The organism is Streptomyces sp. NPDC005423 (assembly GCF_040606415.1).
In the GTDB taxonomy this organism is placed as follows: domain Bacteria; phylum Actinomycetota; class Actinomycetes; order Streptomycetales; family Streptomycetaceae; genus Streptomyces.
The window spans coordinates 1-24477 of record NZ_JBEXET010000033.1 but is presented as its reverse complement, the minus strand read 5'-3'; the positions used below and the strand labels follow the sequence as shown (position 1 = coordinate 24477).

Below are 24477 nucleotides of genomic sequence, written 5' to 3'. Positions count from 1 at the left end.
GCTCACCAGCGGTGGTCTCCTCCATCGGAGTGCGCTCCCCCAAGGGTGCACACCCAACGTGCCCCGGGAGGCTCCCGCATGGCCACCGAGCCCGAACTCGCATCCGTCGTCGATTTCCTCTGCGAGCACCCCGCCGGCAAGAGCGAGTCCTGGCTCTGATGCTGCGCCGTGCGCCGGCTTCCCGCGACAGAGCAACCCACTTGTGACACGTCGACTCCAGTGGCGACCCGGATGGATGCCGCAGGCATGGACATCTACGGTGAGTCCACGGTCATCCGTGACGTCCACCAGATCCGCTCCACCGCCCACCGGGACACCGGTGATGCCCTGAGCGCCGACCAGCTGCGCGCTCTCGACCAAGGGGTCGGGGCGACGGGCCTACTGAGTCGAGGACCGCGACCACGTTCCCACCGCCTTGCATGCGGTAAAGGGGGAGAGGTCGCTACCTGGATGATTTTCTCCCCTTTTGGTGCCCGCGCCCTCGTGTAAGGGTCGGCATCGAGTATTTCTCGCCCGTGGATCACGAAGTGGGAATTCCTGCGCGTGGTCGTTGAACTGCTGACAGGACGCAAAGAACATGAGCAAGGCAAGCTTCATCACCGGCGCCGATCGAGGTTCGGCGAGGCGCCCGTGACAACGTCGGTGCTGGACCGGCCCGCTGCCACGGTCCTGCCGGACCGTCAACCAGTTGTTCCCGAGCGACAATTGCCCGTCTCGCGCCCTGGGAACCGGAGAGTCCGCAGGGTGTTGTGGTGGACCGCATGCCTGATCTGTGGCGGCCTGGTGGGTCTGGTCCTTGCCGTGGTCGGCACCCTGCGCGGGCGGGTGCCGTCCCGGTGCCGCCTGGCAACGGTCGGAGCGGGCGCGGCGCTGCAACTGGTGTTGGCCGGCTTCTTCGTGGTGACCGGGCCCAGCGGCGGCGGTGGCGCGTGGGAGACCACGCGCGCCATGGTCAACGCACCGGTTTCCGAGGCGGCCCTGCTGTACGGCGTCAGCAAGGGCGGAGGCGTGTATCAGAACGACAACGGGACCACCGCCGTGACCCTGGACGGCGGGGTCGTCCGTGCCGGCACCATGTTCGGCACCGTCTTCCTGACCGACCAGCGCATGGAAACGGAGACGCCGCGTACGGACCGCCTCTCGAAACACGAGGCCCGGCACTCCGACCAATGGGCGGCCTTCTCGATCGCCGCCGGGCCCGCCGCCTTCCCCACGTTGTACGCCCTCGACGAGACGTTCTTCCCGGGCGCGTTCAACCACTTCGAACGCCAGGCCGGCCTGAAGGACGGTGGTTACGACACGCCGTCGGACTGTCCGTCCATCGCCGGCCAGTTGACCCTCGGCTCCCTGGCCCTGCTCGCCGGCTCGGTCCTGGTCCTTCGGCGCAGATTCCGCACCCCGGCTTCGCCCCGTAAGGGCTGTTCCGTAACCGCTGGTCGAGTGCCATGATCTTGCCGTGTCTGGTGCGATCACGGCGTCAGAGCCGTCTTGGACGGCCCCGTTCACCGGACTGAGCCCACAGCAGTTCTGGCGCTGAACTTCATCGCCCAGTCCTCCCTCGGTCTGGCCCGCTCCTGCTGACCGTCCGGCACCGTGAGAGAACGCCATGGCCGTCGAACTCGTCTTCCGTCGTTCGGCCTGTGAGATCGGTCTGCGGAGACTCTGCGACGCCGCCATGCATGGGGTACACCCCGGCTTCAAGCTTCAGATGAGTGGCTGTGACGCGGACAGGTTCTCGTCGGCGGCCCAGGAGGAGAGGATACGCAGCCGCTCCTGGGAGGGGGAGCCGGGTTCGGCGGCCCACACGGTGAGGTGCTGGTCGGAGTCGGTGTTGGCGGTCAAAGTGTCCCAGCCGAGGATGAGTTCGCCGACAACCGGGTGGTTGAGAGTCGTGGTGCCCGCAGTTCGGGCCGCGACCCGTTGGCCGCCCCACCAGCGGGCGAACTGCCGGTCCCGTGTGGACAGTTCACCGACGAGCTCGATCAGATGGGGATCCTCGGAATACTGCGCCGCCTCCATCCGTAGCTGAGCCACGGCCAGCCGCGCAGAGGTCCTCCAGTCGGCATGGAGCCCGCGCATCGCCGGATCGGTGAAGATGATCCGCGGGTAGTTGCGGTGCTTTTCCGGGAGGCGGGAGAAGTCGGTGACCAGGACGGCGGCCAGGGCGTTCCAGGCGAGGATGTCCACGCGCCGGCCCTGCACGATGGCTGGGGTGAAGGTGAGGTCGTCCAGGACGCGTCGCAGCTGCGGCTGGACCTGCTGCCGACCACGACGCCGGGTGCGGGTGCCAGTCTTGCCCGCGAGCTGGAACAGATAGCCCCGCTCGTCGTCGTCCAGGTGGAGGACGCGGGCGAGGATATCCAGTACGGGAGCGGACGCCTGCGTGCAGCCTTGCTCGAGCCGGGTGTAGTAGTCGGTACTGATGCTGGCGAGTTGGGCTACCTCTTCGCGGCGCAGCCCGGCCACCCGGCGAGGCCTGCCGTTTTCGGGCAGGTCCACGGTGCGGGGGCTCAGCTTTGAGCGGCGCTTCTTGAGGAATTCTCCCAGCTCATTAAGGGGAACGTTGCTGATCATGCTTCCCAGCATTACATCGATCGCACGTGGGGAAGGGGAGAGGATTTCTTCCCTGGATGTTCCACTCCCCGGATGCATTTCTCCGTTTTTCATGCGAGCTTATTGCGTGTGAGCCTTGATCGTGAGCAGTCGACCATAACCGTGGCTGGCACCCCCCGGATCATCAACACCAGGATGGGGAAGTCATGCCGGACCCGAAGGCCGGAAGCCCCGTTGCGGAGCCACGAAAACCGCAACGGGGGGCGCTACTGCGCGCCCGCGCCCTGGGCGCGGATGTGGACTCCGGGCAGCCCGTGGTGCACGGCCCGCCCAGAGTCCCCGCAGGTCGGCGGTCGTCCCGCGCGTCAGACGACCATCCACTGCTGGTCGGCGCCGGCGGTGCACGTTGCCTGGTCCAGGGCGGCGCCATTGGCGGTCGACGCCCCGGCGACCTCCAGGCACTTGCGGCTGCGCACGTTGGTGAAGGTGACGTAGCCGCCGATCACCGCCGTCCTCTTCCACCGTTGGTGCGGAGCCCCGGTGCACGTCGACTGGACGGCCACCGCATTGTCGGCGGTGGAGGCGCCGGAGATCTGCAGACACTTGCCGCTGTTGACGTTGACGAGTTCGTAGGCGGTGCCCACCGCGGTGGGCACCCACTGCTGGTTGGCCCCGGAGTTGCAGTTGCCGGAGTTCACTGCCGCCCCCTCTGTCGTACTCAGGGACCAGACGTCCGCGCACTTGGCGCTGGTGCGGTTCAGCAGGTGGTTGTTCGAGGCCCCGAGCGGACTGGCGATGACCGGCCAGCCGGCGGCGAAGGTCACCTGCCGGATGTCGAGGGTCTCCTGCCCGGAGTTGTCGCCGTCGTAGTAGTGGTAGGCGAGGAACTTGGACGTGCCGTCGTCGTAGGCGTCGGCGCCACCGGCGGCCACCCTGGGGTAGGCGCCGGTCAGGACGGTGGTCCCGCCACCGGAGGCCATGTCGGTGCCGTTCTGGTCCAGGTACGGCCCGGTGATGCTGCGGGAGCGGCCGACCACGGTGTAGTAGGTGCTGTTGACGCCGCTGCAGCAGCTGCCCTTGGAGCCGAAGAGGTAGTAGTAGCCACCGTTGCGGATGATCGTCGGGTTCTCGATGCCGACGGCGATGTGCCACAGGTTGTGGTCGGTGGTGGACAGCTTGCCTGTGGTCTGGTCCAGGACGTGCAGGTAGGTGCCGCTGCCGGTCCAGGAGCCCCAGGAGATGTACAGCCGACCGTCCGGCCCCCACTCGACGTTGGGGTCGATCGGGTAGTTGACATCCGTGACCATGCCCTGGTCGGTCCAGGGGCCCTCGATGTTCGTGGCGGTGGCCAGGCCCATCACCGCGTAGTTCGAGCCCCAGAGCGAACCGGCGTAGTACAGGTGGTAGACGCCGTTGAAGTACTTGATGTCCGGGGCCCAGATGTTCGGCGGGGTCGAACCGAGCTTGGCGGTGATCCAGGACGGGGTCGACGACCAGACGTTGCCGACCTTGGTCCATCCGGAGGCCGCGGTGCCGGCGCACGTCTTGCGGAGGGTGATGGATCCGCTGGGGTTGAGCGGGTCGTTCTCGAATCCGGTGGAGAAGCCGTAGTAGCAGCTGCCCACCTTGATGACACTCGGGTCGTGCATGCGGAGATCACCGCTGAGTGCCTGTGCGGGGGAGGCGGTGATCAAGCCGAGAACCGTCAGGAGGGTGACGACGATCGTGGCGAGGACGGAACGCTGCCGATGTCTGCGTATGCCGGGGCGGGACCCGTCGGCGGCGTGGTGGCTGCTCATGCGAGACTCCTTTGTTCTGCTGTTTTGTTCTGCTGTGGTTGGCGCGAACCAACCGGGATCATGGACGGGTCAGTGGGAGTCGGAGCCGGGACACGGTCGGCGGGTGGTGGTGGTCCCGGTCGGCAGGGTGCTCACGCCTCCGTCTGGCCACTCGATCCGTCCGGTGGCCCCCGTGGGCACGGTCGTTTCGACGGCGAGGTCCGCTTCCTGCAGCTCCCATCGGATCGCCACCCGCCCGTACGGTGACTCGTGGGCGGCGCTCGCCCACGTGAGGCCGCCGCCCGGCCGTGGGCGAAAGACGATGTCTCGGTAGCCCGGCGCACCCATGGCCAGCCCGGCGACGGTGGTGTGCAGCCACTGGGCGACGGCGCCGAGAGCGTAGTGGTTGAACGAGGTCATCTCGCCGGGATTGACGGTGCCGTCGGGCAGCATGCTGTCCCAGCGTTCCCAGATGGTGGTGGCGTCGTGTGTGAGCGCGTACAGCCACGAGGGGCACTCCTGCTGGAGGAGCAGGGCGTAGGCGGTGTCGTCATGGTGCGTGGTACTCAGCGCGGGTGCCACGAGCGGAGTACCGATGAAGCCGGTCTGGATGGTGTGCCCGCCCGCCTCGACCAGTTCGGCCAGGCGATGTCCCGCGGCGACCCGGGACGCGGCGTCGGGGAGGAGGTCGAACTGGAGGGCGACGGCGTAGGCGGTCTGGGTGTCGCTGGTCATCAGGCCGCCGGGCAGCACGTACGCGTCGGCGAACGCGTGTTGGACGCGTCGCGCGAGTTCCCCGTAGCGGTCCCGGTCGTCCTCGCGCCCGAGGACGTCGGCGGTCCAGGCCACATGCCGCAGGGACCAGGCGTAGTACGCCGTGGCGATGAGGTGCCGGTCGGTACGGCCGGCGCCGGGATCCTCGGGGGGTGCGAACGGGTCGAGCCAGTCGCCGAGTTGGTAGCCGCGATTCCACAGGCCCGACTCGTCGGCGAGTTCGGTGATGAGGTCGACCCATCGCCGTGCGCTCTCGTACTGGGCGGCGAGCAGAGCGGTGTCGCCCGACGCCCGGTAGAGGTCCCACGGAGTGAGTGCCACGACGTCGCCCCAGCCGGCGCCCGGTCTGGAGGGGGTCCACTGCTCGCCCCCCGGGATCTCCGGTACGTACCAGGGGACGGTCCCGTCGTCGTGCTGTTCCACGGCAACGTCGCGCAGCCAGGAGGCGAGCATGCCGTGGCAGTCGTACAGGAAGGCGGCCGTGGGCGCGAAGACCTGGATGTCACCGGTCCAGCCGAGCCGCTCGTCACGTTGCGGGCAGTCGGTGGGAAGGTCGACGAAGTTGCCGCGCAGGCTCCACACCACGTTCTCGTGCAGGCGGTTGACCTGCTCGTCGGAGCACTCGAACCAGCCGGTGCGGGCCATGTCGGTGTGGTGGACGCGGGCGACGATGTCGCGGTCCGGGAAGCCGCTGCCGCGCCAGCCGGTGATCTCGGCGTATCGGAAGCCGTGGAGGGTGAAGCGCGGCTCCCAGGTTTCGGGGGCGCCGCCGCGCAGGGTGTACCGGTCGGTGGACACCGCATCGCGCAGCGGGCGCACGCACAGCTCTCCGTCCTGGAGCACCTCGGCGTGGCGGATGACGACGGTGTGCCCGGCCGGACCGGACATGGTGATGCGGACCCTGCCGACCAGGTTCTGCCCAAAGTCCACCAGGAACCGGTCGCCGTCGAGAGGGGTCACCAGAACAGGGCTGATCTCCTGCGTGCAGCGCACCGGCGGGCCGGTGGGCGCGACCAGGGTCGCCGGGTCCCGCTCGACGATGTCCACCGGCGACCAGTCGCCGTCGTCGAACACCGGACTCGACCAGCCGGGCAGTTCCTCGCGCGCGTCGTACGTCTCGCCGTCGAGCAGTCCCGAGGAGAGGACGGGGCCCTGGCCGGCGTGCCAGGAGGTGTCGGTGCCGACGACGGTGACGGTTCCGTCGCGGTGGACGATCTCCAGTTGGGCGATGAGCGCGACCCGGTCGCCGTACAGGTCGGCGTGGCCGCCGCCGAAACCCAGCCGCCCGCGGTACCAGCCGTCGGCCAGCCACGCACCGATGGCGTTGGCACCGGCGCGCAGGTGGTCGGTGACGTCGTGGGTCTGATAGCGCAGCCGATGGTGGTAGCTGGTCCAGCCGGGCGCGAGGGCGTGGTCGCCGACCCGTCGGCCGTTGATCTCGATCTCGTACAGGCCGTGGGCGGTGACGTACAGTCGCGCACGCTCGATGTCCGCGGCGACGGCGAACTCCTTGCGCAGCAGGGGCGGCCGGCGCTCGGCGTCCTGCCTCTCCGGCCTCTCCTGCCTCTCCGGCCGGTGTGGCTCGTGCGGCGAGATCGCGCGGGCCGTCCAGTCCGTCGGTGTCAGCAGGCCCGTCTCGATCCGCAGCGGTCGACTCCAGTCGCTGCTCACCTGGTCGGTTCCGCGGACCCGCACCCGGACCTCGCAGGCTTCTCTGGACGCCAGTGGCCGCAGGGGCCAGGGGACGAGCACGGAGTCCCGGGAGGTCAGCCAGTGCGTGCGGCACGTCCCGTCGGCGCGGGTGGCCTCGATCTGGTACGCCTGCTGCGTCCAGCCGACAGGTGCTGCGGTCTTCCAGGAGATCCGGGGCGACGACTCGCCGATGCCGAACGGCTCCCGATGATGTTCCGCGGTCGGGACGTCCACCGCGGGTGTCCGCTCGTCGCTCATCCCTTCACCGCCCCGGCGGTCAGGCCCTTGATGATGCGCTGGTTGATCAGCAGGTAGAGCACCAGGGCGCCGACCACGTTGATGCTGATCGCGGCGAACAGCGGTCCGTAGGCCGTCTCGCCGTACTGCCCGGTGAAGTTGAGCAGCCCCACCTGGATGGTGCGCAGGCTGTCGTCGGTGGTGAAGGTGAGCGAGACGAGCAGGTCGTTCCAGATGAAGAAGAACTGCACCAGCGCGACCGTGAAGACGGCGTTGCGGACGACGGGGAACCCGATCCGCCAGAACGCGGTGAGCATGCTCGCCCCGTCGAGGGTGGCGGCCTCGAAGATCTCGCGCGGGACGGCCCGGAAGTAGGTGGCCATCATGAAGACGGTGAGCGGGAGGCCGACCGCGGTGTAGGTGATGATCAGCGGCCACATCGTGCCGGAGAGCCCGCTCTGGAAGTACAACCGGAACAGGGGCAGCAGGATCATCTGGCTGGGCACCATGATGCCCAGCAGGAAGACGAGGAGGACCTGGTGGCGTCCGCGCCAGATCATCACCTCTAGGGCGAAGCCTGCGGCCGTGCCGAGGACGATGATGAGGGCGAGCGAGGGCGCGGTGGCCAGGAGGCTGTTGCGGATGTAGAGGCCGACGTGCCCGCTCGTCCAGGCGTCGGCGTAGTTGTGCAGGTCCCACTTGCCCGGCAGCGACCAGGCGGGGTCGTTGACGAACTCGGACTGGGTCTTGAAGGAGCTCAGCAGCAGCCACAGCAGCGGCGCCACCTCGACGACGACCAGCAGTGCGACGAGCAGGTTCCGCGTCAGACGCCGGGCGTTCGCTCGCCCTCGGACGGTACCCGGCCGGGGACGGGCCAGGTTTTCCCGCGGCGGTGCCGTCATGGTGTCGGTCATGGAGGTTCAGCCCTTGGTCAGGTCGCGGCGCGAGAGGCGGAAGATGATGAGGGTGACCCCGAGGCATACGACGGTGAGCAGCGAGGCGATGGTGCTGCCGTAGCCGTAGTCGCCGTAGGAGAAGGCGGTGCGGAACATGTAGAGGGTCAGTGGCGTCGTGTCGCTGCCCGGTCCGCCGTTGGTCAGGGCGAGGACCGAGTCGAAGACCTTGAGGGTGCCGTTGATGCTGAAGACGACCGAGGACAGCAGCACGGGCGCGGACAGCGGCAGGACGATGTGCCGGATCAGCCGCCATCCGGTGGCGCCGTCCATCCGTGCCGACTCGAGGGTCTCGTCGGGGATGTCGAGGAGCCCGGCGAAGATGAGGACGCCGTAGAAGCCCATGGAGCGCCATACGTCCATGACGACCAGGACGATGAAGGAGCCGCCCGCGCCGGCGAACCAGTCGCCGTGCTGGATGCCGAGCCCTTCGAGAGCGACGTTGGCCAGGCCGTTCTGCGGCGCGACGGCGAAGAGCTTCTGGAACATCAGGGCCACGGCGACCGTCGGAAGGATCACCGGGAAGAACACCAGCGTCCGCACAACCGCCGACGACTTGCGCAGGACGAACACGTAAAGCAGTGCGAGCAGGTACCCGCAGAAGATCTGCCCGGCGCTGACGGCAATCCCGTACTTGAACGTGAACCACAGCGCCGAGTGGGCCTGCGGGTCGTTCCAGAGCTTGTCGAAGTTTCCGAGCCCCCCGAAGGTGAAGCCCTCGATGACGTTGCCTCTGAAGAAGGTGTATCCGAGGGACCAGCCCATCGGTACCAGCATGACCAGTGTGTACACCAGCAGCGCCGGGCCCAGCAGGACGGCGATGGCACGGCGGTCTCCCAGAACGGAACGCATGTCGGCTCTCTCACGAAGGGGGTTGGCGCAGATCACGGTGGTGCGGACGGGTCAGCCGTTGTCGAGGTCCGCCTGGATCTTCTGCATGAAGTCCTTGGCCGAGAGGGATCCGGTGACGAGCGACGCAGCGTTCGTCTGGCTGGTCTCTGTCGCCTTCGTGGTGAAGAGCGCCTCGAACCACAGGGTGCTGGTCCTGGTCCTGGTGATGGTGTCCTGGACGGTCTGGGTGAGCGGAGGCAGCGTGCCGGTGTCGCCGCCCGGCTTGAACCCGGAGACCGTGCCCTGGTCCTTCAGCGAGGCGGCGCCGTAGTTCTTGCTGATGCAGGAGAGCCAGTCGCCGACCTTGGCGTTGTAGGACTTCGCGGAGACGGCCACGGGGAGGCCGACGTTGGCCGGGATCTGGTCCGCGCTGCCCTTGCCGCCCGCAACGGCCGGGAACGGCATGAAGCCGACGTCGTCCGCGCCGATCTTGTTCTTGGCCGGGTCGTTGAAGTCGCCGAGCGCCCAGCTGCCCATGTAGTACATAGCGGCCTTGCCGGTCAGGAACTGCTGTGCTGCTGTGTCGTAGTCGATCGATCCGACGCCCTTGCCGAAGTAGCCCGCCTTGCCCAGGTCGGCGATGGCCTGTGCGGCCTTCACGTAGGCGGGGTCCGTCAGCTTGGCCTTGCCGTCCGCCACCGCCCGCAGGGCGTCCGGTCCGAGTTCGCGGTAGATGTAGCCGCTGATCAGACGGGTGAGGGGCCAGCCTTCCTTGCCGTCCGCGGAGAATGCGGTGACACCGGCGCCCTTGAGCTTCGCCGCCGCCGCAACCAGCTGGTCGTACGTGGTCGGGACGGCGATGCCGTGGTCGGCGAAGAGCTTCTTGTTGTACCAGATGCCCTCGATGTTGAACTGGTAGGGCATCACGTTGAACTTGCCGTACAGGTTCTCCACGGTCTTGACGGCGGCCGGCTGGAGGTCGTCCCAGACACCGAGGTCCTTGAGCGTCTTCTCCAGGTCGAGGACCTGCCCGGCCTTGTCGAGGGTCTTGGTGAGCTGCGGCGTGCCTCCCGCCGCGAACTGCACCGGCAGGGCGTTCTGGCCGGCGAGAAGCTGCACCTTCTGGTCGACGTTGCCGATCGGCAGCGTCTGGATCTTCAGCGGCAGCGCCTTGTTCTGTGACGCGCACGAGCCCTTGCCCAGGGTGGTGAGCTCCTGCTGCACGATGTGGTTGTCGTCGTTGATGGTGAGAGTGAACGCCTTGACGTCGCCGCCCGAGGCGCTCCCGCCGCCGCAGGCGCTCAGCAGCAGGCTCCCGGTGGCAGCGGTCGCCAGGAGGGCGATACGGCGGGTTCTGAATGTCTTGTGCACAGGTGCTCCTCGGCGCGGGCGTGTTGAAACGCTTCAATGGAGGGATGCCGGGAACCTATGACCCGTTTTTGCGTGTGTCAAGGATCTGTCGGGGATGTTTCCGAACCGCAGCTGCGGGCGTCGGGGCGGCCGACGGGGGCTGCCACGAGCGCGAGCTGATGAACCGCCGGTCAGCGTGGCAGGCTGACGCGGACGATCAGATTGCGGACGGGTGAGCAGGTCAGGCGATGTCGGCGGCGGTTCGGCAACGGCTTGAAGAGCGCTGGGACTGCCCGCCCGGTCGCTTGGTGCCGCGGAGTGCCGACAACACATCGCGGCACTGCCGGCGGAGCGCTTGGCGCGGTGTCAGCGCACCGGCGCGGACGATCAGTTCCGCGCGCTGGCGCGGACGATCAGCTCGGCGCGCTGGCGCGGACGATCAGCTCGGGCTCCAGCACGACGGTGGCATGCCGGTGCCGGCCGTCCGAAGCCACCTCGTCCATCAGCAGCCGGATCGCTTCCTGCCCCATCATCCGGCCCGGCATGTCCACCGCGGTCAGCGGTACCGCCGCGGTGCCGGCCGTGCGGTTGTTCTCGCAGCCGACGACCGCGATCTGGTCGGGCACGCGGATCCCCGCCACGGTGTGCAGCTCATGAATGATGGCGTTGGCCAGCTCATCGGTGACGGCGATCAGGCCGTCCGGCAAATCTCCAGGGGTTCGTCGCGCGAGATCCTGCCCGACCACATGGCCGTGGGGCGCGGTCAGGCCGAAGCTGTCGATCTCCTCCAGGCTGACGCCGGGTCCCGCCTCCTCGACCGCCGCACGCACCCCCCTGCGCCGGTCGCGCACGGGCTGGTAGTCGTCGTGCGCCACCACATAGGCCAGTCGCGTACGCCCGGTGTCGATGAGATGGCGGGCTGCCAGATATCCGACGTGCTCATTGTTGACCAGCACCGAACAACAGTTGCCCGGTTTCGGAGCGTAGTTGAGGAGCACGACCTGGCGCCCATGCGAACGGATGCGCGCGATACCGGCCGAGGAGTCCTCCATCGGAGCCAGCAGCACGCCGGTGACCCGGGACTCGTCGAAGAGGTCCAGGTAGTCGTCCTGAAGGGTCATGTCGCACGCCGTGTTCGCGAGCAGCAGGTTCTGGCCGACCGCGCGAGCGGCGTCCTGCGCACCGTGCGCCATGTCGATGAACAGGGAGTTCTCGATGTCGGCGAGCACCATGCCGACGCTGTTGGTCGATCCCGACACCAGCGACCGGGCGGCGTCATTGCGCACGAAACCCAGTCGGCCGATGGCTTCGCGGACTCGTTGCGCCGTCGCCGGGCTCACCTTCGCCGGATGGTTGAGGACGTTGGAGACTGTGCCGACCGAGACGCCCGCGGAGTCGGCGACGTCCTGCATGCTCGGACCGGCATGCCCCTGTACTCGCGGACGGGCGGTTGCCACAGCGCTCCTCGACCTCCGGCCTCATTCAACCCCGGACCGCACGGCACTCACAGTGACCAGGCTGTCGCGGACAAGCCGCAGGATACATGACGCGCGTTGAAGCGTTCCAAGTCCTCGTGTCCAGTCAGACATCAAGGACGGATAGGACCATCGGATAACAGCAGGTCACAGCGTAGCTCCGACATCCTTCGGCACGATCACCGGTCAGTGCCCGCCAACCGAAATGGACGACCTTCAGGGATTGTGGGTCTCCTCCGCCAGCCTGATTGAAGCGCATCAATCAGGCTGACACCGCACGCGGCGGCCCCCCAGGGGCCGCACCACCCCGCGGCCTCCACCCGGTTGCTGCGCAACTCAGACCACGAGCCGCTGCACATCCGTCAGGCCGCGCTCACCGGTGCGGTGTTCCGCAGGCAGGATGTAGGTGCGCAGACCGCAGGCGGCCGCGCCGCCGTCGCGGACCGGGTTGTCGCCGACCATGAGGGTGGCGCGGGGGTCCGCGCCGAGGTCGGCGCAGGCTTTGAGGAACAGTTGCGAGTCGGGCTTTTCGCGGCCCTGCTCGTAGGAGATCACGCAGGTGTCGTACAAGGCGTCCAGCCCGTGGTGGGCGAGGTGGATGCGCAGGTCCCAGGCAAAGTCGCTCACGATGCCGACGCGCAGTCCGCGCTGGTGCAGGGCACGCAGGACCGGTTCGGTGTCGGGATAGGGAACCCAGGCGTCTGGAGCGGTGAGCTCCCGGTAGGCCGCCTCCTCCGCACCGCGCAGAAAGTCCACCTGCCCCCACCATCCCCACATGGCGCGGCGGTGCTGTTCGGAAGATAGATCGCGGCCTTCCTGGAGGGCTACGACTGAGGGCAGCCGGAAGGCGGCGCGCAATTGGTCGGCGATCCCGGCCACTGAGCCGGGCTCGTGGAGCACGGCGTGGCGGCCGGCGGCGGAGCCGACCCGGCGCAGCCACGTCTCCAGGTCGATCATCTGGAAGAGGGTGTTGCTGAAGTCGAACAGGACGGCCTGGACCGGGAGCACCGGCGCGGCCATCTCGGCGTCGCTGGGGCGGTAGGCGCTCGGTGTTTCGAATAGGGTGTGGATCACGGGGAAGGCTCTTCGGGTTCGACCGTCTCGACGGGGACTTCGAGGTCGCGTATGGCCGCGAGTTCCGTGTCGGGGGTGCCGGTGTCGGTGATAACGGTGTGGTAGTCGGCCATGGTGCCATATGCGTACGTGGCGGTCTTGCCGAACTTCGAGTGGTCCACCAGAAGTAGCGCCTGTTCGGCGGAGGCGAGCATGGCCAGCTTCACCTCGACGTAGTCGTTCAGGGGGTGGAAGAGGCGTCCTTCCAGGACGGCGGTGGCGGACATCAGGGCGAGATCGGCCCTGATGTGGGACAGGGCGCGGGTGACGGTGGGGCCGGTGCAGGAGTTGAAGTCGCCGCGGTAGTGGCCGCCCAGCAGGGTGACGTTCACCCCGGGGGCGGCGGACCCGAGGCGCTGGGCGAGGCCGACCGAGTTGGTGACGACGTGCAGCTGATCCACCGCGGCCAGCGCTGGGACCAGGGGGAACAGGGTGGTCGAGTCCTCCATGAGTATCGTGCTGCCCGGCCTGATCCGGCTGGCGACGGCCGCGCACAGCGCGTTCTTGGCTGCTAGGGCGCTGTTCTCCCGGAAACGGGTGGCCGTCTCCATGGTGAGGGCGGGGAACGCGACGGCCCGCCCGCGCTCCTTGCGCAGCAGATGCCTCCCGGTGAGGTCGTCGAGGTCCCGGTGCATCGTCATCAGGCTGACGTCGAAGTGCCGGGCGAGGTCGTCGATGCGGGTCTCGCCGTGGTCGGCGACGTACCGCAGCACGGCCTGGCGCCGCTCCTCGACGGCCGCCTGTGACAGTCGCGTACGGTCGGTCACGGCGCCCCTCCTTCCCGGTTGCTCCGGTCTCGCAGTTTCCCACACGGGGCGGTGCGGGTCGGATCCCGTTCCGGCTCGCGGGCCTCGGGTCGCTCGTGCGGCAGCGGCTGCGTACGACGTGCGTGTCCGCTTCCCTGCCTGCGCGGGTGTGGGCTACCGGCCGTCCACCGTGACCAGCACCTTGACCTGCTCTGGGTCGACGGATGCGGCGAAAGCCTTGGCGGCGTCCTCAAGCGGGTAGGTGGCGGTGACGATCTCGGCGGTGTCGATGACGCCAGAAGAGATCAGGGACATGGCGGTGCGGTAGTCGTCGCCGGTGTACATCAGGGTGCCCTCGATGCGGATCTCCCGGTCCTGGATCAGGTCCAGACGGACGGGGGTGGTCCCTGCGGCTCCGACGCCGACGACGATGATCGTGCCGCCCTTGGTGACCAGGTCGGTGGCCTGGGCGATGGACTGTTCGCGCGCCACGCAGTCGAAGACCACGTCCGCCGGTCCGCCGAGCGCCGCGTGGGCCTGGTCGGCGAGGTCGGTGGCGTCGGCGGGCAGGGCCGTGTCGGCTCCCAGACGCAGGGCGCGGTCCCGCTTGCCGGGCAGCAGGTCGGTGACGGCGATCCTCGCGGCGCCCGCGTGCCGGGCGGCGGCAAGGACGAGCAGACCGATGGGCCCGGCGCCGAGTACGGCGACTGTGCGGCCGGTGAGGTCACCTGCCTTCGCCACGGCGTGCACCGGGGTGGCCAGGGGCTCGACGAGGGCGGCCTCGATGTCGGTCATGCCGTCGGGGACGCGGTGGACGCGGTCGGCCGTGATGGTGAACAGGTCGGCCATGGCACCGGGCGTCTGGCAGCCGAAGACCTTCAGTTCCTGGCAGATGTTGTAGCGGCCGGAGCGGCACTGGGGGCAGCGGCCGCAGTACAGGTTGGGCTCGATGATCACCCGGTCGCCGGGCGCGAAGTCCTCGGCTCCCTTCCCTGCTGCGGCGACGACACCGACCGCCTCGTGGCCTGGGTGGTAGGGCAGGTCGATGAAGGGGTGGTGGCCGGCCGCCGCATGGGTGTCGGAGCCGCACACGCCGACGACGGTGGTGCGCACCAGGAGTTCGTCGTCTCCGGGTACGGGGGCAGGCACCTCCTCGAGGGTGATGTCGTCGAGGGAGCGGACGAGAACGCGGCGGATCTGCTCGGTCATGGGGGGATTCCGTTCGGTTCGGGCGTTCACGCGGTGGCGAGGCCGGGCTGGATCTGGATCTTGCGGCCGATGCCTGCCTGGAAGCGGGCGACCGCGTCCGGGAACGCCACCAGGGGAAGGCGGTCACTGATGAAGACGCGCGGGTCGATGACACCGGTGGCGAAGAGGTTCGCGGCACGTTCGAAGCTGTGCAGGACAGCCATGGAGCCGGTGATCGTGATCTCCTGGTTGTAGATCTTGTACGGCTCGATGGTGGCCCGGGTGGCGTAGTCGGCGACTCCGAACTGCAGGTACGTGCCGCCTTTGCCCACCCGGCCGAGGGCGTCCTGGATGGCTTTCGCGTTGCCTGTGGCGTCGATGACCAGATCCCATCCGTAGGGCGGCGGGTCGATTTCCTCCGCGGACGCGGCACCGGCGGAGCAGCCCAATTGCCATGCCGTGGCCAGGCGTTCGGCGTTGAGGTCGACGACGTCGACGCTCGCGGCGCCGGTGGCCTTGGCGAGCTGGAGCATCATCAGGCCCATGGTTCCGGCGCCGTAGACGAGCACGCGGGAGGCGAGGCGGCTGCGCAGGACGTCGTAGCCGCGCACCGCGCAGGACAGCGGCTCGATCAGGGCCGCGTCCTGGGCGTCCACGTGATCGGGCAGTCGTACGCAGTTGGCGGCGGGCGCCACGGCGTACTCGGCGGCGGCGCCCGGGTGCGTGACGCCGATGGCGGCCCAGCGTTCGCAGAGGTTGTTGTGGCCGAGGCGGCAGTAGTGGCACTCGAAGCAGTACAGCGACGGGTCCACGGCGACCTGGTCGCCGAGCGCGAGTTCGGTGACCTCACTGCCGCGGGCCACGACCTCCCCGGCGAACTCGTGGCCGGGGATGATGGGCAGTTTCGGGGCGAACTCCCCCTGGAGGATGTGCAGGTCGGTGCCGCACAGCCCGGTGGCCGCGACCTCGACGACAACCTCGCGCGGGCCGGGGGCCGGGTCCTCGACGGTGGCGATTTCGACGCTGCCGGGCTGGGTGATGACGGCCGCCCTCACTTCACCGCTCCCAGGGACAGGCCGCGGACCAGTTTGTCCTGGGCGGCGAAACCGGCGATGAGGACGGGCAGGGAGACCAGGGTGGCCGCCGCGCACAGCCGGGCCAGGAACAGGCCCTCGTTGGTGATGAAGCCGACCAGGAACACCGGTGCGGTGGACGCCTGCGTGGCGGTGAGGTTGACGGCGAACATGAACTCGTTCCAGCTGAAGATGAAGCAGATCAGCGAGGTGGCGGCGAGTCCGGGCATGGCGACCGGTGCGACGACCCGCCACAGCACGGTGAGCAGGCCCGCGCCGTCGACCTCGGCCGCCTCCAGGATCTCCTTGGGGACCTCGGCGAGGAAGGAGCGCATCATCCACACGGCGATCGGCAGGTTCATGGCGGTGTAGAGGATGGCCAGCGTCCACACGTTGTCCAGCATCCCGGCGTCCTTGACGATCAGGTACACCGGCAGGAGGGCCGCGATGGCCGGGAGGAACTTGGTGGACAGGAAGAAGAACATCACGTCGGTCCACTTCTCGACCGGCTTGATGGACAGCGCGTAAGCCGCCGGCACCGCTAGGGCGAGCACGAGCAGCGTCGAAAGGATGCTGGCCATGGCCGAGTTGAGGAGGAAGGGCGTGATGTCCCGGCTGAACAGGAGTTTGTACTGGTCGAAGGTGACTGCGGCGAAGGGCGTGGGCGGATTGGTGGCCGCGTCGGCCTCCTGGTGGAAGGAGGTGAGCACCATCCAGGCCACCGGCGCGAAGAACGCCAGGGTGGCGAGCCAGGCGACGAAGGTCCACAGGGGAGAGAGCCGGGGCTCACCGCCCTGGTCCTGCTTGCGGTGGAAGAGCTTTGTGAACCTCGCCCCGGGCGCGGCGACTGCTGCGTGAGCGGTGGTCATCGGGATGTCTCCTCGCGGAACAGCGACGCGATGGTGCGCAGCGCGAAGGTCGCGATGACGAACGCGCCGAGGACGACGACGACACCGGCGGCGGCTGCCTCGCCGTACTCGTACTTGCGGAACATGGTCAGGTAGATCTCGTAGGGCAGGTTGGTGGTCTGGGAGCCGGGGCCGCCCTGGGTGATGGTGAAGACCGCGTCGAAGGTCTGTACGACGTAGATCGTGCCGAGCAGGACGCCCAGTTCGATGTACTGGCGCAGGTGCGGCAGGGTGATGTGGCGGAAGGTCTGCAGCGCGGAGGCGGCGTCCATGCGGGCTGCCTCCAGGACGTCTCCGGGCTGCGCCTGGAGGCCGGCCAGGAGGATCAGCATCATGAACGGGGTCCACTGCCAGACCAGCGAGATCACGACGGCGGGCATCGGGTAGGAGGAGATCCAGTCGACCGTGGGGCCGTTGTCCGCTCCGAAGAACCTGTATACGGCGTTGAGGGTGCCGTTGAGCAGGCCGTAGTCGGGGTTGTAGATGGCGTGCTTCCACAGCAGCGCCGCCGCGACCGGCATGACCAGGAACGGGGCGACGAGCAGGGTGCGCGCCAGCCCACGGCCGGCGAACCGGCGGTCGAGGAGCATCGCCAGACCGAGTCCGAGGATCACGCTGATGATCACCACCGACGCCGTGAGCACGACGGTGTTGAGCACGGCCGTACGCAGCCGCTCGTCGGTGAAGACGAACGAGAAGTTGGACAGCCCGACGAAGTGCCTCTCGCCCGGCTTGAGGATGTTCCACTGGAACGTGGAGATGATCAACGTGGCCACGAAGGGCAGTTGCGTGACGACGATGGTGAAGATCAGCGCTGGCAGCAGCGGGATGCGGCGCTTCCACTTGGCCGCCGCGCCCGAGGACTTCCGGGTACGGAGGGGTGGTGTCTTGGGGGGTGCGGTGAGCGTGGTCATGAGTGGTTCCTCTGCCGGTGAGGGCCGGGGTCGGGGAAGCGGCGCCCGGCCGGCAACAGGGGCGACCGGGCGCTGACGGTCACTTCTGGTAGGTCTTGGCGACGTCCTCGGCCAGCTTCTGGCCGTCGTCGAGCGCCTTGTCCACGCTGGTCTTGCCGGCGATCGCTGCGGAGATCTCCTGGGTCACCTTGGTGCCCAGGTCCTGGAACTCGGGGATGGCCACGTACTGGATGCCCACCGTCGGCCTGGGCTGGACGCCCGGGTTGGCCGGGTCGGCACCCTCGATGGACTTCAGAGTGATGTCACCGAAGGAGGCTGCGGCCTTCTTGTACTGAGGGATCTCGTACGTGCTGGCCCGCTTGCCCGCCGGGACACGCGCCCAGCCGAGCTTCTCGCCGACGAGGTTCTCGTACTTCTTGCTTGAGGCCCACAGCATGAACTTCGAGGCGGCGTCGGCGTTCTTCGTGGTCTTGGGCATGGCCCACGACCAGGCCCACAGCCAGCCGCTGCTGTCCGTCCTGACGGTCGGTGCGTAGGCGTAACCGACATGGCCGGCGATCTTGCTGGCGCTCGGGTCCTCCAGCGAGCCGGCCGCGCTGGTCGCGTCGTACCACATCGCGACCTTCTTCTGGCTCAGCGCGTTCAGGCACTCGGTGAACCCGGCCTGCGGGGCGCCGGCCTCACCGTGCTTGCGGACCAGGTCGACGTAGAACTTCGTGGCGTCCTTGAAGCCGCCGCTGTTGACCTGGGCCTTCCAGTCCTTGGTGAACCAGGTGCCGCCGAAGGTGTTGACCATGGACGTCAGCGGCGCACCCAGCTCACCCCAGCCGGCCAGACCGCGCAGGCAGATGCCCTTCATCCCCGGCTCGGCGCCGTCGACCTTGGCCGCGATGTCGGCGATCTGCTGCCAGGTCGGATGTTCGGGCACCGTGACGCCCTTGGCCTTCATGACGTCCTTGTTGTACATGAGCATCGAGGACTCGCCGTAGAACGGCAGGGCGTAGAGCTTGCCGTCCGAGCCGGTGAGCGACTGCACCATCGGCTTGAGCAGGTCGGCCTCGTCGAAGCCCTTGTCCTTGTCGGCGTAGGAGCCCAGGTCGTGCAGCCAGCCGTTCTTCTCCCAGATGGGCACCTCGTAGGCGCCGATGGTGGCGACGTCGTACTGGCCGGCTTGGGTGGCGATGTCCTGGGTGACTTTGTCGCGCAGCTCGTTCTCGGGAAGGATCGTGAAGTTGACCTTGATCCCGGTGTCCTTGGTGAAGTTGTTCTTGGTCAGCTTCGCGATGTCCTCCATCTGCGGGTTGCCGACCATCAGCACGTTGATGCTCTTCCCTCCATCCGAGGACCCGCCGGCTCCGGCTCCGGAACAGGCTGTGGCGAGCAGGGCGGTGGCGGCGGCGCCGGCTATGAGGGCGTATCTGGTCGATGCCATGTGACGGGGGGACCTCTCGTGCGGGTTCGCCGGGATCTCGACTGAGGCGCGGCGGGTCGAGCAGGGGTGTGGATGCGTCCTTGGGGAGTCGGGCGCGTTTCGTTGGCCGAATTATTAGCAGGAGACTGCACCGTTGTTAACACATCTTGCGAGAAATTCTCTGCGGACTTATCGTCAAGCGGGCGCTGCGTGGGGCTACGCAACTCCGCCGAACAGCCCAGCCCCAGCCCCTCGACCTTGCCGCCGCCGTCCCCGAGGAACCCACATGAACGCCAGACCGGACCCCGCAGACCAGCCTGCCGTCGTCGTCGCCGGCGACGCGCTGGTGGACCTCACCCCGGCCCGCACGGCCGATGGTGCCGCGGCCTTCCAGCCGCGCCCGGGCGGCTCCTGCCTCAACGTCGCTGCCGGTCTCGGCCGACTCCAGGTCCCCACGGCACTGCTCGCGCGCATCTCCGACGACCACTTCGGCGATCTCCTGCGCGCACACCTCGCGGCGTCCGGCACCCGGCTCACCCATGCGCTGCCTGCGTCCGACCCCACCACTCTCGCCGCCGTGCATCTGCGCGAGGACGGGTCGGCCGCCTACTCCTTCCACGCGAACGGCACCGCCGACCGCGGCCTGCTCCCTGAACACCTCGCCGCTCTCCCGGACGGCGGCGCGCTGCCCCCGGGGACGGCTCTGCACCTGGGGTCGCTGGGTCTGCTGCTCGAACCTCTGGCCTCCACGCTCGACGGACTGATTCGCCGGGAGGCGGGCCGGCGACTGGTGTCCCTCGACCCGAACGTGCGGCCGAACCTGGTCACCGACCGCGCCGCCTATCTCCGGCGGTTCGCCGAGTGGGTGGCGCTCGCCGACGTGGTGAAGGCGAGCGACGAGGACCTGGCCTGGCTCCACCCCGGTGAGTCGTATGAGGCAGTGGCCGAAGGCTGGCTCGCGTCCGGGGCGGGACTCGTCCTGATCACGTTCGGCTCCAAGGGCGCCTGGGCCGCCCGCCGCGACGCCCGTGTCCATGCGCCGGCCCCGGCGGTCCGGGTCGTCGACACGGTCGGAGCGGGCGACGCCTTCACCGCCGGAGTGCTCGCCCATCTGCACCACACCGGCCACCTCAGCCGCGACGGTGTCGACCACCTCGGCGCCGGGGAGCTGGCCCGGCTACTGTCGTACGCCGTGGAAATCGCGGCCGACACCTGCACCCGCGCCGGCGCCCAGCCGCCGTACCGCTACGACGGAGTGACGCCCCCCGTGTAGCAGCAGTGGCCGTGCCTGGATGCCCGTCGATCCCTCATGTCGCCGGCTCGTCCGGCACTCACTCCGGAGCCTCGGGCGCGTCCAGACGGGCCAGACCGGTCCGAGAGCCTCCAGCGCCTCCCGGTACACCGCGTACGCCTCGTCGAGTACGGCGACCCGGTCGGGGCGGGGTTCGTGGCGTCTGAGTACGGCGGCGGTGGCGCGCGGGTCCGTCACGTCGTCGAGCAGTCCGACGGCGGTGGCGGCGAGCAGGGCCGTTCCCCGGGCGGCGCTCTCCTGCACATCGGTCACCACCACCGGTCGTCGCAGCGCGTCGGCGAACATCTGGCTCCACACCGCACTGTGTGCGGCGCCGCCGGTCAGCCGGGCCGCCGCCCCGGTGACCGGCAGCTTCGAGCAGAGCGCGTCGACGTGCCAGCGGTGATTGAGAACCACCCCTTCCATCAGGGCCCGCAGCAGGTGGCCGCGGCCGTGCCAACCGCGAAGGCCGAGGAACGTCCCGGACGCGGGATACGGGTGCGGGGAGCCGTGGACGAACAGGTGGAACAGCACCTCCGACGGACCGTCCAGGCATGCCTCGACCTCTCGGCCGATCGCCTCGTGGATGTCGTACCGCTGGTCGGCCGGCGCGCTCGTGACCCGCAGAGACCACTCCAGGTTCGCCACCGAGGCGGGTGAGGTGGACATGCTCATCCATTGGCCCGGTCGGACGAAGTGCCGGACCTGCCAGCGCGGATCGACGACCGGACGCTCGCTGACCACCTGGTTGATGCTGAACGACCCGGCGATCACGCACAGCTCGCCCGGCGTCGTGCCGCCGATCCCAAGCGCGGCGGCATCGACGTATGGGCGCCCGTGACGACGGGCGTACCGGCGATGAGCCCGGTGAGAGCCGCGGCCTCACGGGTGACGGTTCCGCTCACCGCGTCGCTGGCCAGCACGGGCGGCAGCAGGCGGGCGAGCGCGCCGAGGCCGTACAGATCGAGCAGTTCCGGCGAGTAGCCGCCCGACGCATGTCGGTGAACGAGGCACTGGCGTCTGTCGGATCGGTGGCCACCGCGCCCGTCAGTCTCAGGCACAGCCAGTCCTTGCAGGACAACAGCCAACGGGCCTGCGCAAGCGCTCCCGGCTCGTGGCGGGCGAGCCAGGCCAGCAGGGCGGCCGGGAAACCAGCGAACGGCACAGTGCCCGACAACTCCAGGGCGCGCGACCAGACCGGAGTGCCCCGCCACTGCACCAGCATGGGTTCGGCGCGCGTGTCCATCGCCACGATCCCGGCGCGCACCGGCCGGCCGAGCTCGTCGACGGCGTACAGGCCGTCGCCGTGCCCGGCCAGTCCCACCGCGGCGACGGCTCGCCCCGCGTCCGGTCCCACCTCGGCGAGGCAGGCGGCGATGGCCTGGAACGCCGCCGTCCGCCACACACCGTCCATGTCCCTCTCCACCCAATGGGGTCGAGGGGTCTTCAGGGGCACTGTGCCGCTGCCCCGCGCCACCGCTCGGCCGGTGGCGTCGAACAACACGGCCTTGGTCACGCTGTGGCCCGCGTCGACACCGAGCACCAGTTCACGCGCCACAGCTCACACCCGCCTCAGGCCGCAGGCAGTGTCCGTCGCGGCGGACCGGCCCGTCACCGCGAGTCCGGCGACGAGCCGCGCCGAACGCCGCGTCGTGGTCGCGCCGGAGCCCTTTGGTTGCCGCTCAGTCAACGCCGCGCCCCGGTCCGAAACGGGCCGCACACCTCTGCCAGGACGTCGACGTACCCGGCGGGGACCACCGATCACCGTTGACCAGAACGCGCACCGGGGTCTCCTCCCGTGCCGAATCCACCATCCACCGGGCCGATCGTCCCACGTAGCCGGTCGACGCGCCCTGACCGTCATCTGTCCGACGGCGTTGCTCTTTTTCCTTCAGGAGTGGTCGGCGGCCGATACGGCCCGCTCGCGCCGATGCGGGGCGGGGGCCCATCCGCGGATGACTGCATGCGAGCGTGAGGGAGGCGACCGACAGTTCCTGGCCAGCCCTCACCGATGCCTAGTGCTCCAGTAGCGGTTCGCTATCTGGCCTGGTCAAAGGGCATCGTCGGGAGTGTAGTTGGCTGATGTTCCATCAGGGGTGGTCTTGCCGGAGCGCCCCTCCAACGAGTGGCACCGAGCACTGCCCGAGCTGTGACGAGGGCAGCCTCCCAGCGTGATCGATGACCTTGCTGACGCGAACTGGGACCGTGAACTCGACGACCTCTTCCTGCACATCGGCCACCGTTTCAGCCGCGCCGACCTGCGACGCCGCATGCGCGACTACGTCCGCGCACTGCTCGGCCCGGTCGGCCGCAAAAACGGCTGGCGACTGGCCGAGCACGCCGGCCACCACACCCCCGACGGCCTGCAGCGACTACTGAACGGGGCCATCTGGAACGCCGACGCCATCCGCGATGACCTGCAGACATACGTCGCCGACAACCTCGGCGAGGGCGGCGGAATGCTCATCCTCGACGACACCGGCTTCGTCAAGAAAGGCACCACCTCCGCGGGCGTGCAGCGCCAGTACTCCGGCACCGCCGGGGCTTGTTCATGAATAACTGTCAGAGTTGATCTGCGTGGGTGTTCTCCGCGGTCGTGAGATGAGTTTGCAGTTGCTGGAGCGTGCGTGCGGGTGAGCCAGGCATCGGTGTGACGGTGGTGCGGTGCAGGTCGAGAATTCGGTGGCCGTCTTGGAACTGGTTGGACAGGTTGGTGCGTGTGACGCCCAGCATCTGGGCCATCAGGGTGCTGGTTGCGGCCTTGCGGCGGCGCAGGAGGGCGGCAAGTAATCGGTGGAAGTGGTCCAGGCTGCTGGTTTGCAGGTGGAGGTAGCCCCGTGGTCGGTGGAAGCGACGCTGGAAGGCCGCCTCTGCCAGGGCGTCCCAGTAGGGCTCGGAGACCGCCACGAGTTGTGCGAAATCCGAGCGTGCCATGCCGGTCAGTGTCGGATCGGTAAGCATCCGGGTCACGGCGGGGTCGATGGGGCGGCGAGTCGCCGGTTCTTCGGAAGGGCTTGGGGGGTCCGGGGCCTGGGTGTAGTTCCAGTTGCCGTGGAATGCATCGGGTGTGATCGGTAGGGCGTGGAATCCGGCGGTCGTGACGGTGGTGCCGAGGGGGTAGTAGCCGGTGTCCAGCTCGGCGTCGATCTTCAGCCCGGTCGCGGTGGTCGTTGCGGCGATTGTCTTGAGCACGACTTGGTAGCTGGTCAGCGGCCGGCCGCGCCAGTTGGCAGTGATGTGGCAGAACATCCGGTGCTCGATCTTGTTCCACTTCGAAGTACCGGGCGGAAAGTGACACACTGTGACCTCCAGTCCACTCTCGCGGGCGAAGGTGTGCAGCTGCTTCCTCCAGGTCCAGTAGCGGGGATTGTTCGATCCGCCGGCGTCCGCGGTGATCAGTAACCGGTCCGCGTCCGGATGGTCCACCCGCCCACGACGGCGCCACCAGCGGCGAATGGACTCCGTGGCGAACTCGGCGGTGTCGTGGTCGGTCCCGACGTTGACCCAGCCGGTGTTGGTGGCCAGGTCGTAGACCCCGTAGGGAATGGCAGCCGTGGGCGTCGCGGTCCGGGTGGCGTGCACCTTCAGTGGTTTTCGCCGTGCCTTGCAGGCTATAGCCCATCGCGTGCAGCAGACGTCCAACAGTCGCGTGGCGCCGACCGGGTGCCCCAGTGAGGCTGCGCCATGCTCGTTTCCGCAGTTCAGTGGGGCTGGTGTGATGCGCCGGTGCGGGCCTCACGCTGGCAGGTGGGGTGATCGTTAGCACGAGATCGTCTGGCGTGGGCGTTCTCGCGGGTTCTGGCGTGAGGTTCGGGGGCTGCTGCGTAGGTTCCGCGTCGGGAGGGATGTTCATGACGGACGTACTCACGTGGACGATCGAGCGGCGGCTTGAGCTGGTGAAACGTGCCGAGCTGCTGCGCAAGGAGCTGGGCGAACTCGAGCTGGAGGTGGCCCGGTTGGAGGCCGCCGAGGTGGTGTTCGGGCAATGGCTTGAGGCCACCGATGGTGGACGGCGACCGCCGGGCATTCTGTCGCCGGAGCCGGAGCCGGAGCCGGAGCCGGCCGTTGTGACGGTGGGTCCGGGTGCGGGCGGGATGTGAGGCGTCCCCCGGAGTGTGGACACGGGGGTTCATGCTGCGAGTGTGAGTTTACGTGCTCTCTGTTGTTGTTCGAACTCGACTGGTGAGAGG

The 24477-nt window shown here is 68.6% G+C and carries 19 protein-coding genes and 3 pseudogenes; 5 read left to right on the top strand and 17 right to left on the bottom strand.

The window, feature by feature from the left end; genetic code table 11:
* Positions 1–744: 744 nt before the first annotated feature.
* Positions 745–1449 (top strand): hypothetical protein, encoded by a 705-nt coding sequence (locus tag ABZT12_RS28165; RefSeq protein ID WP_356389678.1) that lies wholly within the window; start codon positions 745–747, stop codon positions 1447–1449.
* A gap of 7 nt (positions 1450–1456) precedes the next feature.
* A pseudogene (locus ABZT12_RS28160) lies at positions 1457–1534 on the top strand (IS5/IS1182 family transposase); the annotation flags it as partial.
* A gap of 170 nt (positions 1535–1704) precedes the next feature.
* Here ABZT12_RS28160 and ABZT12_RS28155 read toward each other — a convergent pair.
* The 14 genes from ABZT12_RS28155 to ABZT12_RS28090 form a co-directional block, all read right to left on the bottom strand.
* Positions 1705–2586 carry a helix-turn-helix transcriptional regulator gene (locus ABZT12_RS28155; RefSeq protein ID WP_356389676.1) on the bottom strand — a complete coding sequence of 294 codons (882 nt, stop codon included), beginning with the start codon at positions 2584–2586 and terminating at the stop codon, positions 1705–1707.
* 332 nt (positions 2587–2918) lie between these two features.
* Positions 2919–4352, bottom strand: coding sequence for a family 43 glycosylhydrolase (locus ABZT12_RS28150; RefSeq protein ID WP_356389674.1), 1434 nt, complete (start codon positions 4350–4352; stop codon positions 2919–2921).
* A 69-nt stretch (positions 4353–4421) separates the two neighbouring features.
* Complete coding sequence (locus ABZT12_RS28145) at positions 4422–7055, bottom strand: family 78 glycoside hydrolase catalytic domain (RefSeq protein WP_356389672.1); 2634 nt, start codon at positions 7053–7055, stop codon at positions 4422–4424.
* Positions 7052–7948: a carbohydrate ABC transporter permease gene (locus ABZT12_RS28140; protein WP_356389670.1), complete on the bottom strand. Its 897-nt coding sequence runs from the start codon at positions 7946–7948 to the stop codon at positions 7052–7054. The genes ABZT12_RS28145 and ABZT12_RS28140 overlap by 4 nt, the downstream gene beginning before the upstream one ends.
* Positions 7949–7954: 6 nt before the next feature.
* Positions 7955–8839 (bottom strand): sugar ABC transporter permease, encoded by an 885-nt coding sequence (locus ABZT12_RS28135; RefSeq protein WP_356389668.1) that lies wholly within the window; start codon positions 8837–8839, stop codon positions 7955–7957.
* Positions 8840–8890: 51 nt separating this feature from the next.
* Positions 8891–10189, bottom strand: coding sequence for an extracellular solute-binding protein (locus tag ABZT12_RS28130; protein ID WP_356389666.1), 1299 nt, complete (start codon positions 10187–10189; stop codon positions 8891–8893).
* Between the two features lie 392 nt (positions 10190–10581).
* Complete coding sequence (locus ABZT12_RS28125; protein ID WP_356389664.1) at positions 10582–11580, bottom strand: LacI family DNA-binding transcriptional regulator; 999 nt, start codon at positions 11578–11580, stop codon at positions 10582–10584.
* Between the two features lie 399 nt (positions 11581–11979).
* Positions 11980–12717, bottom strand: a complete 738-nt coding sequence (locus tag ABZT12_RS28120; protein ID WP_356389662.1) for an HAD-IA family hydrolase — start codon at positions 12715–12717, stop codon at positions 11980–11982.
* Positions 12714–13523 carry a DeoR/GlpR family DNA-binding transcription regulator gene (locus ABZT12_RS28115; protein WP_356389660.1) on the bottom strand — a complete coding sequence of 270 codons (810 nt, stop codon included), beginning with the start codon at positions 13521–13523 and terminating at the stop codon, positions 12714–12716. The genes ABZT12_RS28120 and ABZT12_RS28115 overlap by 4 nt, the downstream gene beginning before the upstream one ends.
* A gap of 153 nt (positions 13524–13676) precedes the next feature.
* Positions 13677–14711 (bottom strand): alcohol dehydrogenase catalytic domain-containing protein, encoded by a 1035-nt coding sequence (locus ABZT12_RS28110; protein ID WP_356389658.1) that lies wholly within the window; start codon positions 14709–14711, stop codon positions 13677–13679.
* Positions 14712–14737: 26 nt separating this feature from the next.
* Positions 14738–15745, bottom strand: coding sequence for a zinc-dependent alcohol dehydrogenase family protein (locus ABZT12_RS28105; RefSeq protein WP_356389656.1), 1008 nt, complete (start codon positions 15743–15745; stop codon positions 14738–14740).
* Positions 15742–16632: a carbohydrate ABC transporter permease gene (locus ABZT12_RS28100; protein WP_356389654.1), complete on the bottom strand. Its 891-nt coding sequence runs from the start codon at positions 16630–16632 to the stop codon at positions 15742–15744. Before ABZT12_RS28100 ends, ABZT12_RS28105 begins: the two co-directional genes overlap by 4 nt.
* The gene (locus tag ABZT12_RS28095) at positions 16629–17585 is read right to left on the bottom strand and encodes a sugar ABC transporter permease (protein ID WP_356389652.1); all 957 of its coding nucleotides are present in this window, start codon (positions 17583–17585) and stop codon (positions 16629–16631) included. Before ABZT12_RS28095 ends, ABZT12_RS28100 begins: the two co-directional genes overlap by 4 nt.
* 79 nt (positions 17586–17664) lie before the next feature.
* Positions 17665–19017 (bottom strand): sugar ABC transporter substrate-binding protein, encoded by a 1353-nt coding sequence (locus tag ABZT12_RS28090; protein WP_356389650.1) that lies wholly within the window; start codon positions 19015–19017, stop codon positions 17665–17667.
* 265 nt (positions 19018–19282) lie between these two features.
* On the opposite strand from ABZT12_RS28090, the gene ABZT12_RS28085 reads away from it, so the two are divergent.
* The gene (locus tag ABZT12_RS28085) at positions 19283–20269 is read left to right on the top strand and encodes a carbohydrate kinase (protein WP_356389648.1); all 987 of its coding nucleotides are present in this window, start codon (positions 19283–19285) and stop codon (positions 20267–20269) included.
* On the opposite strand, the gene ABZT12_RS28080 is transcribed toward ABZT12_RS28085, so the two are convergent.
* Both ABZT12_RS28080 and ABZT12_RS28075 read right to left on the bottom strand, forming a co-directional pair.
* The gene (locus ABZT12_RS28080; protein ID WP_356389646.1) at positions 20174–21061 is read right to left on the bottom strand and encodes an FGGY-family carbohydrate kinase; all 888 of its coding nucleotides are present in this window, start codon (positions 21059–21061) and stop codon (positions 20174–20176) included. The genes ABZT12_RS28085 and ABZT12_RS28080 overlap by 96 nt on opposite strands.
* Before the next feature lie 127 nt (positions 21062–21188).
* Positions 21189–21845: an FGGY family carbohydrate kinase gene (locus ABZT12_RS28075; protein WP_356389644.1), complete on the bottom strand. Its 657-nt coding sequence runs from the start codon at positions 21843–21845 to the stop codon at positions 21189–21191.
* A gap of 667 nt (positions 21846–22512) precedes the next feature.
* Between ABZT12_RS28075 and ABZT12_RS28070 the strand changes: the two are divergent.
* Positions 22513–22830, top strand: a pseudogene (locus ABZT12_RS28070) (transposase); the annotation flags it as partial.
* Between the two features lie 478 nt (positions 22831–23308).
* On the opposite strand, the pseudogene ABZT12_RS28065 reads toward ABZT12_RS28070, so the two are convergent.
* Positions 23309–23933 (bottom strand): annotated as a pseudogene (locus ABZT12_RS28065) (ISAzo13 family transposase); the annotation flags it as partial.
* Positions 23934–24138: 205 nt separating this feature from the next.
* Here ABZT12_RS28065 and ABZT12_RS28060 point away from each other — a divergent pair.
* Positions 24139–24387, top strand: a complete 249-nt coding sequence (locus ABZT12_RS28060; RefSeq protein ID WP_356389642.1) for a hypothetical protein — start codon at positions 24139–24141, stop codon at positions 24385–24387.
* Positions 24388–24477: the final 90 nt, after the last annotated feature.

What these genes read in the sequence shown, in the direction of transcription:
- ABZT12_RS28090 (WP_356389650.1), bottom strand. Translation starts at nt 19,017, where the DNA reads ATGGCATCGACCAGATACGCCCTCATAGCCGGCGCCGCCGCCACCGCC.
- ABZT12_RS28140 (WP_356389670.1), bottom strand. Translation starts at nt 7,948, where the DNA reads ATGACCGACACCATGACGGCACCGCCGCGGGAAAACCTGGCCCGTCCC.
- ABZT12_RS28060 (WP_356389642.1), top strand. Translation starts at nt 24,139, where the DNA reads ATGACGGACGTACTCACGTGGACGATCGAGCGGCGGCTTGAGCTGGTG.
- ABZT12_RS28110 (WP_356389658.1), bottom strand. Translation starts at nt 14,711, where the DNA reads ATGACCGAGCAGATCCGCCGCGTTCTCGTCCGCTCCCTCGACGACATC.
- ABZT12_RS28145 (WP_356389672.1), bottom strand. Translation starts at nt 7,055, where the DNA reads ATGAGCGACGAGCGGACACCCGCGGTGGACGTCCCGACCGCGGAACAT.
- ABZT12_RS28100 (WP_356389654.1), bottom strand. Translation starts at nt 16,632, where the DNA reads ATGACCACCGCTCACGCAGCAGTCGCCGCGCCCGGGGCGAGGTTCACA.
- ABZT12_RS28085 (WP_356389648.1), top strand. Translation starts at nt 19,283, where the DNA reads ATGAACGCCAGACCGGACCCCGCAGACCAGCCTGCCGTCGTCGTCGCC.
- ABZT12_RS28125 (WP_356389664.1), bottom strand. Translation starts at nt 11,580, where the DNA reads ATGCAGGACGTCGCCGACTCCGCGGGCGTCTCGGTCGGCACAGTCTCC.
- ABZT12_RS28155 (WP_356389676.1), bottom strand. Translation starts at nt 2,586, where the DNA reads ATGCTGGGAAGCATGATCAGCAACGTTCCCCTTAATGAGCTGGGAGAA.
- ABZT12_RS28135 (WP_356389668.1), bottom strand. Translation starts at nt 8,839, where the DNA reads ATGCGTTCCGTTCTGGGAGACCGCCGTGCCATCGCCGTCCTGCTGGGC.
- ABZT12_RS28095 (WP_356389652.1), bottom strand. Translation starts at nt 17,585, where the DNA reads ATGACCACGCTCACCGCACCCCCCAAGACACCACCCCTCCGTACCCGG.
- ABZT12_RS28150 (WP_356389674.1), bottom strand. Translation starts at nt 4,352, where the DNA reads ATGAGCAGCCACCACGCCGCCGACGGGTCCCGCCCCGGCATACGCAGA.